We start from the raw sequence: 17,598 nt of genomic DNA, 5'->3' as shown, positions 1-17,598 counted from the left end.
TATGATCAATCAAACACAGAACCCGAGTAATTATTGGAAATATTATGGGATTACAACACTGAGTATTGCTGTTTTGACTTTGCTCTTAAAGGCTTGTGGTCCTTTCCTCGGCTTAGTTAATATCGCGCTTCTTTATTTAATTCCTGTGTTAATTAGCGCTGTGCGCTGGGGAAAAGGGCCCTCATTTTTTGCAGCGGGGGTCGGTGTACTAGCCTTTGATTTCTTGTTTGTCCCCCCTGTTTTGAGTCTTAATGTGGCTGATTTGCGATATGTGATCTCTTTTTTGGTTTTTCTATCCGTTGCTGCGTTAACAGCCAGCTTGGCTTCGAGGCTGCGCAGCCAATTTCAACAAGCCCATCAGAGAGAAGCGAGCACGGCGGCTTTGTATGCGCTCAGTCGGCAGATCACAGCTATTTCGGATCTGGATGTGCTGCTGAACCAGATTGTTCAGCACGTGGCTGATACGCTGCATGCCCAGGCAGCTGTTTTTTTGCCAACTACAGCAGGAGATCAGCAATTAGAGGCATACTCCAAGGATAGTCTTGATTGGGCCAAGGATGAATCCCATCTGTCGATCGCTGCATGGGTTTATAAGCAGAATGCCCGGGCCGGTCGCGGCACAGCTTCCTTGCGGGAGTCAGCTGATCTGCATGTTCCCTTGAATACAGAAAGCGAAGTCCATGGCGTGTTGGCTGTGTATGTCGGGGACCGGCCGATGGCTGACATGCCGGAGCTGATCCGCATTATCGAAGCGCTCTCCGATCTGGTCGCAGTCGCGATCTCTCGCGTCAAGCTGGCTAACGAAGCCAAGGTGGCGCAGTTGACGGCCGAGTCGGAGAAGCTTCGGACGGCGCTGCTCGACTCGCTTTCCCATGAATTGCGCACACCGCTAGCCACCATTATAGGATCGGTTACGGGCTTGCTGGAAGGCGAAGATGTGTTCAGTCCTGAAGACCGCCGCGAACTGTTGATGACGATCAGGGAAGGCTCTACGCGGATGAATAGACTGGTCGGGAACCTGCTTGGCATGGTCCGGATTGAGAGCGGCATGCTGCGCTTAAATAAACAATGGTGCGGCATCGAAGATGTGGTTGGTGTTGCGCTTGCCCAACTGAAAGATTCGCTCCACCATCGGAGGATGAGCGTTCGTCTTGCCGATGATCTGCCCTCCGTGCCGCTGGATGAGGTGCTCATCGAACAAGTGCTCATTAATGTGATCAGCAATGCGATCAAGTATTCGCCCGAAGGCAGCGAAATCGTGATTGAAGCGGTGCAGCAGGGAGAACGGTTGGAACTTTCGGTGAAGGACGAGGGGACCGGCATAGCCCCTTACGATTTGGAGCGGGTGTTTGAGAAGTTCTATAGAGGACAAATGACCAAACATATCCCTGGTACCGGGCTTGGCCTGGCGATTTGCAAAAGTATCATAGACGCCCATCATGGACAGATAACAGCGACCTTGAATGGAAAGCGCGGCACGGTCATTCATATCAGTTTACCCGTACAATTCGCTGAGCAAGAGAGGGATAGCAATGACAGCAACAGGAGCGAAGATTTTAATTATTGATGATGAACCGCAGATCCGCAAATTATTGCGGGTTACCTTGACAGCCCATGGCTTCGAAGCGGCAGAGGCTGCGACGGGGCAAGAAGGCATGCTGCAAGCGACGATGGTAAGGCCTGATCTGATTGTATTGGATTTGGGATTACCGGATCTCAGCGGTATGGAAGTGCTTCAGCATATTCGGGAGTGGTCGCAGGTGCCGATTATTATCCTGACCGCCCAAGATCAGGAGCAAGATAAGGTAGCTGCCCTCGACCGTGGCGCGGATGATTATGTGACCAAGCCTTTCGGCATGGGCGAATTTATGGCCCGCATGCGGGTAGCCCTGCGGCATACAGCCAAAACACAGGACGAACCTGTGCTCCGCTTAGGTCCTATCGTGATTGATTTATCTCAACGCAGCGTAGAGCTGCACGGAGAGAAGTTGAAGCTGACACCAACGGAGTATGACTTGTTGAAAGTGTTGGCTATCAACGCCGGACGCGTTATGACGCATCGCCAACTGCTTAAGCAGGTGTGGGGTGGCCATCAATATGAATCTGACAGTCAGTATCTCAGAGTCTATGTAGGTCACCTAAGGAAGAAGCTGGAGGAAGATCCGACCCGCCCGAAATATATACTGACAGAGCCGGGGATTGGCTATCGATTTACCTGGCAGGAGCCAGTCTGACCCCTCAAAAAAAGCCCATTCATGGCCATTGAGCGATTGCTCGCCGGCCACGAATAGGGCTTGTTTGTGTTCTCAAGCCTTTCAAGCCTCTCAAGCCAGGGCTCTCTTGAGAGGGGCTTGTTTATCTTTTTGGGGCTTGATGGCGAACAAAGCGATCGCTCCCGCTAGAATGCTGATTCCCGCGATCATATAGAACATTAGAGCAGGCGAGCTTTTGACCAAAATAGATGCAAGCGGCGGCCCGATCGCTACGCCAATGAAGCGCATCGAACTATAAATCGATGTGATCGTGCCCCGCTCTTCCTTCGGAATGCCTTCCGTAATCATCACATCCAGACAAGGCAATGCGGCGCCGATTCCGATACCTGCCAAGCTGATGCATGCCAGAAGCAGGAACGTGGAGGTGAGCAGCCCACAAACCAGCAGACTGCCGGCAAGCAGCAGAAGACCTGCGACGATAAGCCATTTCATGAGAAGCTGGTTCTTCCCAATCACTTTACCTGTCATGTAGGAAGCGATGCATAAAGCGGCAAGCGGGATCGCCAGCAAGCAGCCTTTCACAATGCCATAGACATGAGCTTTCTCCTCCAAGAGATCGGATAAATATGTTAAAACGCCGAAAATAACAAGCATACAGACGCAACCGATAGCGAAGATAGCGTACAACCAGCGGCCGTTGTTTTTAAAGATCGTTTTAATTTGGGCAAGATAGTCGGAGAAAGACATCGATTTCGTCGGCTGCGAGCTCTTGGTTGGGGGCTTCACCAAAAAAAGCACCAACAGCATCGAAATCACACACAGGACAGGAATAAACATGAATGGCAGAAACCATACAACCATGGATAAGGCTGATCCTAGAATCGGACTGAGGACTTTACCGAAGGTATTTGCGGTTTCTACCAGTCCCAAGCCGCTGCTGACCTCGCTGTCCTTTTTGAACAAATCGCCAACTAAAGGGATAACGATGGGGAAAGCCCCCGCGGCGCCAACGCCTTGTACGAAGCGGCCAATCAGCATGACGACGTAGGAATGATCCATCCACCAAGCGGCTAAGCCTGCGATTAACCCGCCAATTCCTGTGATAAGCAAACTGGGAATAATGACGAATTTCCGACCATATTTGTCGGATAAATACCCGGCAATCGGGATCAAAAGAATAGCGACAGCGGAATAAACGGTAATCAGCAAGCTTACCTGAAGGGACGAAACACCGAGCTTGCTTCGAATGGCCGGCAGTACCGGGATTAACATTGAGTTCCCAAGCGTCATAATGAGTGGGATGGATGCGATGGATAGAAGCTCTTTCTTATTGGAATTCGCCATAGCCTAGCGCTGCTCACACCTCGCAATAGATTAATCATAACGTTCATTAAATTAACCTAAATGCCGCGTCTTTATCCATCGAGTGCTCCTGCCTCACATCAAAAACAAACAAGCGCAAACAGCCCTAAAGGCTCATGCGCTTATCTTCTCATGACAATCAGCGTGAAGCGGGCAGCAGCAGAACTTTGCCGGAGGTCATGCTTGCCGTGTAATGCTCGATTGCATCAACTGCTTGATGCAAGTGATAGGTCTGGCTGATCTCGGTTTGGATATGAGATCCGATCGATTTCTTCATCGCGCCTTGCAGGGCGAGGAGTTCGAAGATGGATTGCGTTTTCACCCAATCGGAAGCCCAGAACCCGCTAATCCGCTTCCGCCGGAAGACGAGATCATCCGCATTGATCGTTGTTTGATGACCGCCAAGCAGGCCATATTGGAAGAGGGAGGAGCCGTCTGGCAAGGCTGACAGCACAGGGCCTGTCAATTCGCCACCAACGGCATCGAAGCAGACTGTAGCGCCAAGCTGCTGGCACTTCATCTTCAGGTCCTTCTCGAAGGTTGCAGAGCTGCTGTTCATAATGTGCTGCCCGCCCAATTCGCGGAGCAACTGCTCCTGCTCGCCTTTGCGGACAATGCTAATGATCGGAATCCCGTGCTCGCTGCCAAGCTTCGTCAGAATTCGCCCAAGAGCGCTTGCACCTGCGGTTTGAACGATTGCTTTGGATTTAAGCTGCTTGGCGATTTTCATCATAGCCATCGCACTGGCTGGATTCACGAAGAAGACGGCGCCTTGCTCGTCCGATACGTGATTTGGCAGGACCATACAAGTCATTGCACTTGCCTTCGCATACTCCGACCATGAACCGAACCCCTCGGAGACGAACGCTACACGTTTGCCTTTGAGCATCCGCGCGGCCAGGCTGCTTCCTGTTGCGACGACGGTTCCGCACCCTTCCATACCGCCAACCGAAGGCAAAGCCCTTGTCATGCCATAGTTCCCATGAAGGAATAATAGATCAGCGGGATTAATCGAGGCCGCATGAACTTGGATGAGCACTTCGCTGCTTGTTATTTGGGGCACTGGCGTTTCACCAAACTCGATTCCCGAAACCCCGCTATAGTGGTTGATTAGCGCGGCTTTCATCGTTTTCTGCATGTGAGTGGACCACCTATCTGATGTGTGATGACATAACTTGTTTACATATATTATATAATACAAGATTGCCCTGCGGACGCTTTGCAAACATCAAATTTAGGTTAAGTCTTTGCGAGTCTGGACGTTCACTTAACGGCGCTCTTTCCGGTAAAGCGTAGGCGGCTTCCCAATACGTTGATGAAAAACCCGGGCAAATGTCGGGTAGGAAGTAAATCCAACCTCAAAACCGATATCAATAATTTTCATTTCGCTGCTAAGCAGCAGATTGCAGGCATGTGCGATACGTATGCGCTCCAGAAATCGGGAATAATTCTCACCTGTCATCTGTTTGAATGTGGTACTGATGTAAGGGACAGAGTAGCCGAACCTTGCAGACATCCCCTGCAGCGAGAGGTCCTCCCGGAAATGCTGGTAGACATAATGAATGATGGCCCACATCCCTTGATGGCTATTCTCATTTGCCGTATTTTTGTACCAAGAGGACTGCTGGGACTTTCGATACCGGTCCAGATAAGCAAATACTTCAAACAATTTGGTTATGTAGAGATGTTGATTCCATGGCTGGTCGCTGCGAATTTCTTGGAACATATGCTGAAGAAGAAACTGAATCTGATCCGCAGCGGCGGTATCCAGCGCGTAGGAGGGTTCCCAGTTGTCTTCCATTTGACTGAGCAGCCCTTGCAAGGAAAATAAGGAATTCGAGTGGTCGAAGAACGATTTCAATCCGATAGCCCCCACGTACAAGACAAGTTCTTGTCCAGGCTCAAAGCGAATTTCGTGGACATGATAAGGGAACAACAAGGTGAACATCCCGGGCCGCAATACCCGTTCGACCCCATTAATCACTTCGACAGCTTGACCTTGGATCGCATAGGTAAACTCGATAAAGTTGTGCACATGAGGGGAAATCCAACTGTTCAGATGATGGATTTTGAGCGTGTGCGGGAAATCGCCATGAATTTCATCATCTCCATGCAAATGCATCGGAATCATCCTGCTGCTCCTTCCGCACTGTATATCATAATTTCATATGTGTTTAGTTTAAATTAAATGATATTAAGAAACAATCACCTTAAAATTTGAGATATTAATGAAAAATGTAAACTGTGAAGCCAACCGAGGCAGATTACACTTAGGAGAGTAAGTCATGCTCATCTAGGGGGAATTTGCAAATGAAATATGTCCCATATGTTCATCCGCTGCAAGGAACGGCATCCACGTTCCATTATTCGAATGGCAATACATTGCCGCTCATCTCACGTCCGTTCGGGATGGCCTCCTGGAGTCCGCAGACGAAAGCCGGAGAGAACCGCTGGTATTTCCATCCAGCGGACCGGCATTTCTTCGGCCTCAGGCTGACGCATCAACCCAGTCCGTGGATTGAGGATTACGGGCATGTCACGCTGCTCCCGCAGAGCGGACCACGCCAGCTGGACGCCGCGATGCAGTCGTCCTCCTTTCATCCGGAGGAGATGGTTATCGCTCCGGATTATTATAGTGTGCAGCTGCTGCGCTACCGGGCACAGATGGAATTAACACCATCGCTGCGGAGTGCGATGCTGCGGTTGTCTTTCGCCGAGCGGGAGGGTGCTCGGCTCGTTATGCATACATTTGCCGGTGCAAGCCAGTGGCAGATTGACGGCGAACGAAGACGATTGATTGGCTGTACCAGTGCCAATCACGGTGGGGTTCCTGAGAATTTCGCCCATTATATCGTAATGGAATTCGATTGCGAGCTTGATCTTGCAGAAAGCGGGATCTTTGACCCTTCACTGAACGTTATCTCCTTGGCAGCGGCTGAGGGGGAGCAGCTAGGCGCCTGTATAGGGCTGAAGCTGCCGGAGAATGGACAGGTTCACGTGAGGATCGGAACCTCCTTCATCAGTTGTGAGCAGGCAGCCCGCAATATGGCGCGCGAGCTCGGCGAGCTTTCTTTTGATGAACTAAGGGCCGAAGCTGCTGCGGCCTGGGAGCAGAAACTTGGTATTCTCGAGCTGGATCAGAATGAAGATCAGGAGAAATTAGCTACTTTCTATACGTGCTTGTATCGCGTTTTTCTATTTCCCCGTACCTGGTATGAGCTTGATGCAAACGAGGAGAAGATTCATTACAGTGCGTTTAATGGAGAAGTATGCAAGGGTCCCATGTACTCGGATATAGGCTTCTGGGATGTATATCGGACCACGTTCCCCCTCTATAGTTTGCTATGTCCCGAGGAGTTAGGTGAAATGCTCGAATCATGGGTACATGTGTATAAAGAGAGCGGTTGGATGCCGAAATGGGTTTCGCCGGGGGAACGCGGCGTTATGCCGGGCACACTGGTGGATGCGGTTTTCGCAGATGCCGCTGTGAAGGGGATTCAAGGATTTGATCTAAGATCAGCCTATGAAGGTTTGTTGAAGCACGCAACCCAGGTTTCGGACGTGCCGGGAGCGGGCCGTCAAGGTTTGGCGCACTATTTGGAACATGGTTATTTGCCGCATGAGCATGTGCACCATAGTGTAAGCTACACGCTTGATTATGTGTATGGCGATTTCTGTATCGCTCAAATTGCCCGTGCTTTGGATGATCAGGAGCGGGCGGATGCTTTTGTTGCGCGCTCACGACAGTATAGGAACCTGCTGGACCCGTCCGTCGGGTTTATGCGAGGCCGCACTGAGAATGGCGAATGGCTGGAGGGATTCGATCCCTTGCTGTGGGGCGGACCTTACTGTGAGGGCGGTGCGTGGCAATGCAGTTGGGCAGTCCAGCATGACTTCGCAGGGTTGGCCGAGTTGCTTGGCGGCAAGGAGGCCATGATTCGCAAGCTTGACGAGTTGATGACGACTCCACCGCATTTTAAAGTAGGCTCCTACGGTCAGGAGATTCATGAAATGTCGGAAATGGCGGCAACGGATCTAGGCCAGTTTGCCATTAGCAATCAGCCAAGCTTTCACATTCCTTATATCTATACGGCGTTAGGTTCTCCAGCAGGTACGCAGTGCTGGGTGAGGAAGACGCTTGAGGAGCAGTTCAGCGCGCATCCCGACGGCTTGCCGGGCGATGAAGACAATGGAAGTTTAAGCGCATGGTACATCTTCGGGGCAATAGGCTTGTTCCCGCTGTGTCCGGGAGTACCGGAGTACGTTCTGGGCAGCCCGCTGTTCCGGCGTGTCACCCTGCATCTGGCGAACGGGAAGTCGTTCGTCATTGAAGCAGAGCAACAAAGCAGGGACAACAAGTATGTGGCGGACAGCTGGGTTAACGGTGAAGCAACGGACGCTTTATATGTCACGCATGAGCAGATTCTCGCGGGTGGTGTGCTGAAGTTTCAGATGACGGATACGCCAACCAGTAAAACGTATGCCCATGCGGATCTGCCGTATTCCCTCTCCAGGATGAACGATTAGGTTGCCTGTTGTTCCCACTCACCCAGCACACAATTGTAGAACCTAGCCTGCGGCTAGGTTTATTTCTTTGCCGTTGGCGCCTACGATTGATTGAGAATGCCGTGGGCCATGTTCAGGTCGGACGGCATGAACTTGGTGCTGCCTGATTTAATCAGACCGGCCAGTACAATACAATTAGAGGCAATTACACCGCGCATCCACTTGGGGTCGAAAGGGGATCTGGCTTCCAAGGCAGGAAGCTCCATGGCTGCCAGGCGTCTGGCGAGCAGCGTAAAGTCGCTGCTCAGGCAGTACAGATCTTGTTCCAGTTCAATGCCGAAATGCTGAACATAGGTTCTCTCCCCGCCCGTGTAGGCAAAAGTTTTCAACGTGACGGGCAACCGGGAGGAGAGCCACTTGATACAAGTGGCAATCTGCCTGTGGCTGGGGGACTCCAACAGGTGAAATTGTTGGTTCAGATCGGAGATGCCGAATGGAATCAAATAAGGTGTCTCGCTGTCTCTTGTAATCATCTGTATGCCGCCTCCCCCGACATGGAGGACATCTAGATGAGTGGGAATGTCAGACTCTGCAATAGCTTTCTTCAACAAGTCAGCTTCTTCTTCCTGACTGATGGTGCGATAGGCGATCTGCAGATTCTCACATATCTCCTGCATATGTTGGGATAAAAGAGGCGATCTTCGCATCGCTTCTGTACCGATGGCTTCTATGGTTCCTTGAACGAGTCCTTTGCGAATGGATCCGTTTGCAGACAACAATAATTTTAATTGATCTTCAATCGCGGGCAGACTGATTTTGCTCTCCGAGAGCTCCCAAGTCAGTAAATCGACTTGTTCGATTCCGGTTTCGGACTTCTTGAATACTTTGGCGCTGCGGCTGCTCAAATCCAAAATTAATTTATCACTTTGCATAAAGACCTCACCCGTTTACTTCTTAATTTGGCTATCCTTGCATGCTTCTGGAAGTCCAATGATAAAGGATTATTGTTTGGGGTGTCAACCAATATTTACTAATAAATGGTATAAGATTGTAGTTCTGACAAGGTTCAGCAAAGTACCGGAAAATCCGACACATCAAAAAAAGAAACCTCATCCTTTGAAGGATGAAGTTTCTTTTTAGAGAACGAATTTATAACCAACACCCCATACAGTTTTGATGAATTTGGGCTCTTTGGGGTTGACTTCAATTTTGCGTCGTAGGTTCGTAATATGTACATCGATAGCTCGATCATTAATATAAGAATCGAAACCGCGCAGCGCGTTAATAAGATCTTCGCGACGGTACACGCGTTCAGGATTCTCGAACAGCAAGCGGATAAGTTCAAATTCGGAGAAAGTCATTTCCACAGATTCGCCTCGAACATATAGCGTTCTTTTCTCAATATTGATGTTCAAATCCATAGGGGGGACAGTAACCTCCTGCAAAGCGGGCACCTGCTGGATGTCTGAGGGGTGTGTTTGCTTGAAACGGCGTAATAAGGCTTGAATTCTCGCTTTCATCTCATGCATGCTGAAGGGCTTGCATAAGTAATCATCGGCTCCGACAGTGAAGGCTTCAATTTTCTCGCTTACTCGCGCATTGGAAGAAATAATAATAATGGGAACGGGTGTTATGTTGCGTAAGGAGTTGCATAGATCGGTTCCTTCAAAATCAGGAAGAATGAGGTCAAGCAGTATAAGATCAGGTTTGAAATCATGCAAAGCTGCGAGTCCTTCTTGGCCATTATGTGACCTCAGCACTACGAATTCCTCTTCTTTGAGATACATACAGATCATCTCGCCGATAATATCATCGTCCTCAATTAATAGAACTCTGTCCATTCGTGGCTCCCCCAAACTAAACTTTAGTTACTTAAACATAAACAAAATAAGTATTGAACAGAGGGAATGATGCTCGCTAACACTTTACTCATTATTTCTATTATACGGTGTCGAATTTTAAGAGTAAACCGCTTTATTTGGAATTTAACACGAAAGTGTTAGCAAAATATTAGCGAAATAAAGATTTTTAAATCATACCTTTTAGGCAAGTAACCTAATAAGTGGAAGGTATGATAGAGACAACGGACTTAAATGGGACTATAGTAGTAAGGAGTGAACAATTGGAATGGGTCTTTTGGACAGGTATGGCGTGATGATCGTTAGTCATTCAAATGAATTCAGTGCAGCTGTGATACCGATTTTCGAGAAAGCGGCGCCGTTTAGAGTAACGGGGTCTGCCAACCACGGCAATGCGGCATTGGCTTGTATACTGGCGGGCAAACCGGATTTGGTCATTATCGATTTGGATATGCCTAACTCGGAAGGACTTGTTGCTCTTCAACTCATGATGACCCATTGTCCCTTACCTGTTATGATGCTCAGCTCGCAATCATCTGAGGGAGCCATGCAGACCATTCAGGCTATGCGCATCGGCGCTGTCGATTATTTTCATACGCAATTATTAATACAAGAATCGTTTGATGGTCCAATGACCGATTATTTCCTCGAACGATGTCAAATGGCTATACATAATGGCACTCAACAAGGAGGAGCTTCCTACCCTGCTGGTGCTGAACCGATCATGGCTTCATTTCAAAGACGCATGGATATCGAGTTTTATTTGCGCAAAGCGATTGATCACAGGGAGTTTCAGCTTGTTTATCAGCCTGTGGTTGATATTTACACCAATCGGATGGTCGGCATTGAAAGCTTAATCCGGTGGAATAATGCTGTTCTGGGACACGTTCCGCCTTGTGATTTCATCCCGATTGCCGAAGAGTGCGGCCTGATTCACAATATTGGCGAATGGGTCATTCGCGAGGCATGCAAGCAGAATATGAAATGGCAGGAAGCAGGACTCCCCAAGATGTTCGTGGCGGTGAATCTATCCCGCCGTCAGTTCAATGATACGGCGCTCTGCAGCAGGATCGAGAAGATCTTGGCGGAAACAGGCCTCCAGCCCAGATATTTGGAACTCGAAATCACGGAAAGCATGAGTATGGATGTGAATTTAGCTGCTGATGCCCTGACCCAGTTGAAGAATCTAGGCATTCGCATCGCGATGGATGATTTCGGTACAGGGTACAGCTCGCTCAGCTATCTCAAAGATTTCCCAATTGATAAACTAAAAATTGATCAGTCGTTTATTAAAGGTTTGAAGCAAAAACAAGTGAATGCTGCCATCGTGAACACGGTGATTGCCATGGCCAAAAACTTGAATCTGCTTGTCGTAGCAGAAGGTGTGGAGACCGAGGAAGAACTTCATGTCCTTAGGGAGTGCGGCTGTCGATTCGTGCAAGGCTATTATTACAGCGCTCCGGTCAAGCCTGCGCATATTGAAGATATGCTGCTTCAGGATGTGCGAAGCAAACAAACGGGCTAGAGACTCATTGCAGCTGGTAGGCCAATTGATCGACCCAATACGTTGAAAATAGGTTGGTGATGGCATTTGTTGCGTGATTTGATTACTAATTTCGCTATTATTACCGTGTTCGTCATCTTCGTGGAACAATTTTTTATTATTACCAAGTTGGATCAGAAGCCATCTTGGTATTATAAAGTTTTCGTGGGCCTCTCGCATGGCGTGCTTATTGTTATTTTATTAAATTTCGGTGTCCAGATTAGTGATCATGTCAGTATGAATTTTCGTGGGGTAGGATTACTGCTGTCTGCTTATTTGGGCGGGTTTGTTTCATTATCCATCACCTTTGCTTTCCTCTGGATAGGGCGTTTTCTATTGGAGGGTTCCATCGAGATTCCTCAGTTGTTGATAGGCATTGTTGCTATTGTTGGAACCGGTATCATTTTCCGGAGAACGAAGTCGTACTGGATGAAATGGCTGTATGGCGAGACATTTTTCTTTTTATTTTACTACGCGATGATTTGGTTGATATACCGAACACCACTGGATGCCATCTGGATTTATATTAGTTATCAAATGATATGCGTATTTATCGTCGCCTGTTTTCTCCGTTATCTGGTCAGGGCTCGGGAATATAAGCAGAAGATCAGGCAAGTGGAGCAAGAACTCATCGATATGCTGCGCTTTCAACCAGGTTTTACTTTTAAAATTCACAAGGTAAAGGACCATTTCGTATACATCCTTATTGAAGGTCAACTCCTCTACCAGCTTGGATTGAGACCGAGTCAATTTATAGGGAAAAAAGTGCACGAAATCACAGTCCTAAATAATGAGTTCACGGAATATCTAAGGCGGCATTATGAGATGGCTTGGGAGGGTGAGCGAGTTACCTACGAGTATGATTCAGAAGGTTTTACGATTCTAGTAACCTTACAGCCGATTTATAAGTATGGTTCTGTCAATGAAATCATCGGCTCGGCTGTGGATGTTACGGAGTATCGTACTGCGCAGATGAAAGCGCGGGTTCGAGACGAACAATATCGGACACTCGTGGAAAATTCCGAGGATTTTATATTCCGCTTTCGACTGGATGGAAGCATTGCCTCCGCCAATTATAAAATGTATCAAACCTACCAATTAACGACCGAGCAGGTAAGGGGCAAGCAGCTAACGGATGTGATCGACATGGATGATTCGCAGAAATGGGTGAACGCTTTCGTGGAAACGATTGCGAGAGGGAAAACCCAGCAATTTGCCATTAATTTCCTGCTGCCTGATCAAACAGAGCATATGTACAATGTGACGTTTTCCCCCCTTTTTAACAATGATCGAACGGAAATTACAGGTGTCACTGGAACGGTCCACGATATCACCGATTTGAAAAGGCGCGAAGAAGCCGATGAATCCAATCGGGCGAAGAGCCAGTTCCTGGCTAGGATGAGCCATGAAATACGCACGCCGCTCAACGGCATCATGGGGCTGTCCTTGCTTCTGCAGCGAACCGAATTGACGGAGATCCAGAAGGATTATTTGAACAAAATGGACGCTTCCTCCCATGTGCTGCTGGCAACTATTAATGACGTTCTTGATTTCTCCAAAATTGAAGCAGGCAAGCTAACCTTGGAGAAGGTCGACTTTTCCCTGGAAACCTCACTCCAACATGTTGTGGATCTGGTTAGTGTGTCGGCTGGAACCAAGCGCATCGAAATGATATTGGATACGTCCATGGATCTGCCTGACATGGTCAGCGGGGATTCGTTCCGATTAGAGCAGGTGCTGATTAATTTATCGAATAACGCTATCAAATTTACCAAATATGGCTTTATTCGCTTGAAAGTTCAATTGGCGGAGCACGTGGATGAAGGGGTCATTATTTCTTTTTCCATGGAAGACTCGGGGATTGGCATTTCGAAGGAACAGCTGTCACACCTCTTCTTGCCTTTCTCGCAAGCGGATACATCGACTAGCCGGAGATACGGAGGCTCAGGTTTGGGCCTGGTTATTAGTCAGCATTTGGTTCAATCCATGGGAGGCGTACTTCAAGTCGAAACGGAGTTTGGTGTGGGCAGCCGCTTCTACTTCAGCCTTCTGTTTGGTCGATGCGAACAAGCGGAGGAATATACGCATAGGCAGCAGCGTCAAGGGCGTCTGTCTGATTGGAATCAGCGTGTTCTCGTCGCCGAAGATCATCCTGTAGTTCGAGAGCATCTATGCGAGCTTCTGGGCTCCTATCAGCTTCAAATGGATGCGGTTTCATCGATGTCTGATGTGTTTGCGGTTTTGGAAAAGGAAGCGTGGGTGCATACAGCGCCGGATGTCCTCTTCCTGGATATGCAGATGGCCCAGATCGAGCAGCGCTCTTCCTGGTTGCGTGTGCTTGAAACCATTGATCGATCGCAAACCAAGATTATCGCTTATACGACGCTGGAAGGAAGAGAGGAAATGTCAGCGCTGCCTAAGAACATCCAGGCCGACGCTATTATTGTTAAGCCTGTCAGTCGATTATCTTTACTGAAAAGCTTGGAATCCTTGAATGAGCAGGTGCGCCGGGTAGAGAGTGCTCAGCCTGCTGTCCTGGATGCGCTTGATGCCAATCCGCTTAGCCCACTTTCCAAAGGTTCGATTCTGGTCGCCGAGGATAATGAAATTAACCAATTGGTCATTACGCATCTCCTTGAAAAGTTAGGATACCAGGTTGTCATCGCCCAGAATGGGCTGGAGGTAGTAGCTTTGGCGGATGAGCAGGCTTGGAAACTGATTCTTATGGATATTCATATGCCAGAGATGGATGGTTACGAGGCTACTCAGAAGCTTAGACAGCGCTTGGCGTTAAAAGGGGTCCCCATTATTGCGCTAACCGCCAACGTATTCATGAAGGATCAGACGCAACTGCTGAAACATGGTTTGAACGACATCTTGATTAAACCTGTCGATGAGAAGCAGTTAACCGACATGATCGAGAAATGGCTTGATTTAACATGGTTATTCGATGTTAAAGGCATGGATTCCGAACGTTTGATGAGGAATATTGACCATAAAGTCCATATTTTTCAGTATATGTTGGAGAAATTCAAGCAGGATTATGTGCAGTTCTCCGAGCAATTGCTGCCCATCGTCATTAATCGAGAGACGGTGGTCGCTCGCCGAATGGTCCACACACTTAAAGGCATTGCGGCCAATTTCTACGCGTATGAGCTGTTAACTGCTGTATGCGCCTTGGAGAAGGACTTGCAGGAGGAGAACTCGGCGGAGATTTGTATGGAAGGTATTGCACGCATTCAGAATGAAATTAATCTGATCTTAGGGCTTAGAAAGGATGAAATCAGCTTTGCGGGTGAGGGCTAGCCAAGTTTGCTGTGCCCTCCTTAGGCCTCCCATCATATTAGTTGTGGTGCGATGAACTCAGAAATAAGGTAGAAGAAAGGGCTAGCTTGCCTATTCATCTCTGTCCTCATCATTTTGGATAACTTAGCCTGCGGCTAGGTTTTTTTGTTTTTTTAGACCGTTCAACCACCTTGACATAATGCTGTCAGGATTGCTGGTTTACTATTAGACATGTAGAGATGAGAACGCATAAAACCCAAATCGAGGAGGCCATACAATGACAGCTTTTAATGAAATTACAAGTTCCGTGGACACAGAGATTCGCCCCTTTCACATCGATATTCCCCAGTTCGATCTTGATGATCTTAATTATCGTTTATCACACACGCGCTGGCCTGATGCCTTAGCAGGTGCCGGCTGGAAATACGGTGTTTCGCTGTCCTATGTGAAAGAGCTAGCGGCATATTGGTTGAATGAGTATGACTGGCGCAAGCAGGAAGCGCGCTTGAATGAATACCCGCAGTTCACAACGACGATTGATGGAGCTAATGTGCACTTCCTGCACGTCCGTTCGCCTGAGCCGAATGCCATACCACTCCTGCTCACTCACGGCTGGCCAAGTTCCATCGTCGAATTCCTTGAAGTGATTGGCCCGCTTACGAATCCCCGAGCGCATGGCGGGGACCCAACTGACGCATTCCATGTGGTTATTCCATCCGTGCCTGGCTTTGGTTTCTCGGGATCGCAGCTCGAACCCGGCTGGACCATGGCTCGCATCGCGAGAGCATGGGATGAGTTAATGAAACGCCTCGGCTACGACCGATATGGCGCACATGGCAGTGATTGCGGGGCATTGGTTTCCCGGGAAATGGGCTTGCAGAAGCCAGAGGGACTCCTTGGAATCCATGTGCTGCAATTGTTCTCCTTCCCATCCGGCGATCCGACGGAAATGGAGAATTTGTCCGCGGATGATCTGGGCAGATTACAATTCCTGGCTAATTTCCATGAGCGTGCAGGCTTTAATGCCATCCAGCAAACTCGCCCGCAGACACTTACCTATGCGCAGGCAGATTCACCTGTAGGCCAGCTCGCTTGGATTGCGGAGATGTTTAATGGGTTTGGTGATCATGTGGACTTCATACAGCGGGATGCGCTTCTGACCAACGTGATGATTTATTGGCTAACCAATACCGCAGAATCCTCAGCGCGTTTGTACTACGAGGAAGCCCACAAAGGCGAGCAGCAGCAAGGCCCTAATACAACAGTGACCGGGCTGGCTGTGTTCGGGCACGATTTTAAAACCATCAAACGCTTTGCTCAGCGGGATAATACCCAAATTGTGCATTGGTCAGAATTTGACCGTGGAACCCATTTTGCCGCAATGGATGCGCCGGATCTTCTGGCACTGGATGTGCAGGCCTTCTTTCGAAGGTTTCGATAAAGGTTGGGGAAGAAGGTCATTGACTGCGTCGTGTAGAACATATAAAAATTATCTCCCAAAATGATGAATGTCCGGTAAGGAGGACCTCGAATGAAGCTGGATCGGTTGCTTGCTATTACCATGACTTTGCTAAACAAAACTCGCGTCAACGCAACTGAACTTGCCGAGCGTTTCGAGGTTTCCTTGCGCACGATTTATCGGGATATGGAAACGATTAATCAAGCTGGAATTCCGCTTGTTTCGTTTGCCGGTTCGGACGGAGGTTATGAAATTATGCCTGGCTATCGGATAGATAAGCAAATGTTATCGTTGGATGATTTTTCTGCTATCTGCTCGGCTTTGCGCGGGGCACGATCCGCTACAGATAGTTCGAATATTGATTCGCTGCTGGATCGGATTAGCGCATTAATGCCTACAACATCCAGTGAAGCAGAAGCTGCCAGTGTTGATCTCGATTTTACGCCTACACCTAATATTAAGGAGAAAATTGCGCCCCTTCACCAAGCGATACGCGGGTTGCAGTTGGTTCGATTTGAATATTTGGATAAAATGGGCGCAGAGACGGAACGGACGATCGAGCCTATGGGGCTTTTTCTCAAAGGATACGTCTGGTATCTCTACGGTTATTGCCTTACCCGTTCTGATATTCGAGTTTTTCGTCTTTCACGGATGCTCGGTTTAAGGAGTCTGCCCCAAACGTTTATTCGGCGCAATTACACGCTGCAGGACGTGGAGCAACAGTTTATGAGCAAAGTCAACTTTACCAAGGTGAGAGTTGTTCTGCAGTTTAATTCGGCAGTTAAAACGAGAGTTAGGGATGAATTTGGCTATGACGAAGTCATCGCGAATCCGGATGGTACCTTGACTGTAACGACACATTACACTTCGATGGACAAGGCGATTCAGATGATACTCAGCTACAGCAGTCATGCGACCGTTATGGAGCCGCCTGAGGTCATTGATGAATTGCAGCTGCATATTCGGCGTATGGCTGAAGTGTATAAAATTTCATTGAAGTAGAAATTAGCCTCTAGACTCTAGAGGCTCTTATTCCGCGCGAAAGGCAACGCGGATCCGTGCTAGCACAGACTTGGCCGGCGACGGGCTTAGAAATAGAATGGAAATATTTTTCCTATATATGGTAACATTGTTGTAATTATATACGGTTTTAAATCAGAGAGGGGAGTAAAGCATGACCGAGGAGTTAGGCAAAGAAATACTCAAGGAGCTTAGAGAAATCAACGAAAAGCTTGATCAAATCAACGAGCCAAGAGGTCTGTCTACACCGATGAAATTTGTTGCGCTGCTATTTGGATGCATGGTGGTTGGGCCGATTATCTTGTTGATCATGTCGCGAGTATTTGGATAACCAGCTTAGTTTTCTAGGAT

Annotated in this window: 13 protein-coding genes; 8 read left to right on the top strand and 5 right to left on the bottom strand. The window is 48.4% G+C overall.

Going from position 1 to position 17,598, the window contains the following annotated elements; genetic code table 11:
• The first annotated feature begins 1 nt into the window (after position 1).
• Positions 2-1,567 (top strand): ATP-binding protein, encoded by a 1,566-nt coding sequence (locus LOZ80_RS28215; RefSeq protein ID WP_238167781.1) that lies wholly within the window; start codon positions 2-4, stop codon positions 1,565-1,567.
• Positions 1,533-2,234 (top strand): response regulator, encoded by a 702-nt coding sequence (locus LOZ80_RS28210; RefSeq protein WP_238167780.1) that lies wholly within the window; start codon positions 1,533-1,535, stop codon positions 2,232-2,234. The genes LOZ80_RS28215 and LOZ80_RS28210 overlap by 35 nt, the downstream gene beginning before the upstream one ends.
• A gap of 90 nt (positions 2,235-2,324) precedes the next feature.
• Here the strand turns inward: LOZ80_RS28210 and LOZ80_RS28205 are convergent, their stop codons facing one another.
• The 3 genes from LOZ80_RS28205 to LOZ80_RS28195 all read right to left on the bottom strand — a co-directional run bounded on the left by LOZ80_RS28205 (position 2,325) and on the right by LOZ80_RS28195 (position 5,706).
• Positions 2,325-3,557: an MFS transporter gene (locus LOZ80_RS28205; RefSeq protein ID WP_238167779.1), complete on the bottom strand. Its 1,233-nt coding sequence runs from the start codon at positions 3,555-3,557 to the stop codon at positions 2,325-2,327.
• A gap of 157 nt (positions 3,558-3,714) precedes the next feature.
• Positions 3,715-4,713, bottom strand: a complete 999-nt coding sequence (locus LOZ80_RS28200) for a zinc-binding dehydrogenase (RefSeq protein ID WP_238167778.1) — start codon at positions 4,711-4,713, stop codon at positions 3,715-3,717.
• Positions 4,714-4,842: 129 nt separating this feature from the next.
• On the bottom strand, positions 4,843-5,706 hold the full coding sequence (locus tag LOZ80_RS28195) for an AraC family transcriptional regulator (RefSeq protein WP_238167777.1): 864 nt from the start codon (positions 5,704-5,706) through the stop codon (positions 4,843-4,845).
• Between the two features lie 179 nt (positions 5,707-5,885).
• On the opposite strand from LOZ80_RS28195, the gene LOZ80_RS28190 reads away from it, so the two are divergent.
• Positions 5,886-8,102: a GH92 family glycosyl hydrolase gene (locus LOZ80_RS28190; protein ID WP_238167776.1), complete on the top strand. Its 2,217-nt coding sequence runs from the start codon at positions 5,886-5,888 to the stop codon at positions 8,100-8,102.
• An 80-nt stretch (positions 8,103-8,182) separates the two neighbouring features.
• On the opposite strand, the gene LOZ80_RS28185 is transcribed toward LOZ80_RS28190, so the two are convergent.
• Both LOZ80_RS28185 and LOZ80_RS28180 read right to left on the bottom strand, forming a co-directional pair.
• Entirely contained in the window at positions 8,183-9,013 is an 831-nt protein-coding gene (locus tag LOZ80_RS28185; RefSeq protein ID WP_238167775.1) for a hypothetical protein, read from the bottom strand.
• 204 nt (positions 9,014-9,217) lie between these two features.
• Positions 9,218-9,922, bottom strand: a complete 705-nt coding sequence (locus tag LOZ80_RS28180; protein ID WP_238167773.1) for a response regulator transcription factor — start codon at positions 9,920-9,922, stop codon at positions 9,218-9,220.
• A gap of 286 nt (positions 9,923-10,208) precedes the next feature.
• On the opposite strand from LOZ80_RS28180, the gene LOZ80_RS28175 reads away from it, so the two are divergent.
• From LOZ80_RS28175 to LOZ80_RS28155, 5 genes are all read left to right on the top strand, one after another.
• Positions 10,209-11,465: a GGDEF/EAL domain-containing response regulator gene (locus LOZ80_RS28175; RefSeq protein WP_238167772.1), complete on the top strand. Its 1,257-nt coding sequence runs from the start codon at positions 10,209-10,211 to the stop codon at positions 11,463-11,465.
• A gap of 69 nt (positions 11,466-11,534) precedes the next feature.
• Positions 11,535-14,789 carry a response regulator gene (locus tag LOZ80_RS28170; protein ID WP_238167771.1) on the top strand — a complete coding sequence of 1,085 codons (3,255 nt, stop codon included), beginning with the start codon at positions 11,535-11,537 and terminating at the stop codon, positions 14,787-14,789.
• Positions 14,790-15,045: 256 nt separating this feature from the next.
• Positions 15,046-16,209, top strand: a complete 1,164-nt coding sequence (locus tag LOZ80_RS28165; protein WP_238167770.1) for an epoxide hydrolase family protein — start codon at positions 15,046-15,048, stop codon at positions 16,207-16,209.
• A gap of 90 nt (positions 16,210-16,299) precedes the next feature.
• Entirely contained in the window at positions 16,300-17,229 is a 930-nt protein-coding gene (locus LOZ80_RS28160) for a helix-turn-helix transcriptional regulator (RefSeq protein WP_238167769.1), read from the top strand.
• A 172-nt stretch (positions 17,230-17,401) separates the two neighbouring features.
• Positions 17,402-17,578 (top strand): hypothetical protein, encoded by a 177-nt coding sequence (locus tag LOZ80_RS28155; protein WP_238167768.1) that lies wholly within the window; start codon positions 17,402-17,404, stop codon positions 17,576-17,578.
• Positions 17,579-17,598 lie beyond the last annotated feature (20 nt).

Origin of the sequence: Paenibacillus sp. HWE-109 (genome assembly GCF_022163125.1) — a bacterium.
Lineage (GTDB): Bacteria > Bacillota > Bacilli > Paenibacillales > NBRC-103111 > Paenibacillus_E.
This window is presented reverse-complemented; position numbering and strand designations above follow the sequence as displayed.

Bases quoted from the DNA above. Each gene is read 5' to 3' on its own strand.
- LOZ80_RS28215 (WP_238167781.1), top strand. From the start codon at position 2: ATGATCAATCAAACACAGAACCCGAGTAATTATTGGAAATATTATGGG.
- LOZ80_RS28210 (WP_238167780.1), top strand. From the start codon at position 1,533: ATGACAGCAACAGGAGCGAAGATTTTAATTATTGATGATGAACCGCAG.
- LOZ80_RS28205 (WP_238167779.1), bottom strand. From the start codon at position 3,557: ATGGCGAATTCCAATAAGAAAGAGCTTCTATCCATCGCATCCATCCCA.
- LOZ80_RS28200 (WP_238167778.1), bottom strand. From the start codon at position 4,713: ATGCAGAAAACGATGAAAGCCGCGCTAATCAACCACTATAGCGGGGTT.
- LOZ80_RS28195 (WP_238167777.1), bottom strand. From the start codon at position 5,706: ATGATTCCGATGCATTTGCATGGAGATGATGAAATTCATGGCGATTTC.
- LOZ80_RS28190 (WP_238167776.1), top strand. From the start codon at position 5,886: ATGAAATATGTCCCATATGTTCATCCGCTGCAAGGAACGGCATCCACG.
- LOZ80_RS28185 (WP_238167775.1), bottom strand. From the start codon at position 9,013: ATGCAAAGTGATAAATTAATTTTGGATTTGAGCAGCCGCAGCGCCAAA.
- LOZ80_RS28180 (WP_238167773.1), bottom strand. From the start codon at position 9,922: ATGGACAGAGTTCTATTAATTGAGGACGATGATATTATCGGCGAGATG.
- LOZ80_RS28175 (WP_238167772.1), top strand. From the start codon at position 10,209: ATGGGTCTTTTGGACAGGTATGGCGTGATGATCGTTAGTCATTCAAAT.
- LOZ80_RS28165 (WP_238167770.1), top strand. From the start codon at position 15,046: ATGACAGCTTTTAATGAAATTACAAGTTCCGTGGACACAGAGATTCGC.
- LOZ80_RS28160 (WP_238167769.1), top strand. From the start codon at position 16,300: ATGAAGCTGGATCGGTTGCTTGCTATTACCATGACTTTGCTAAACAAA.
- LOZ80_RS28155 (WP_238167768.1), top strand. From the start codon at position 17,402: ATGACCGAGGAGTTAGGCAAAGAAATACTCAAGGAGCTTAGAGAAATC.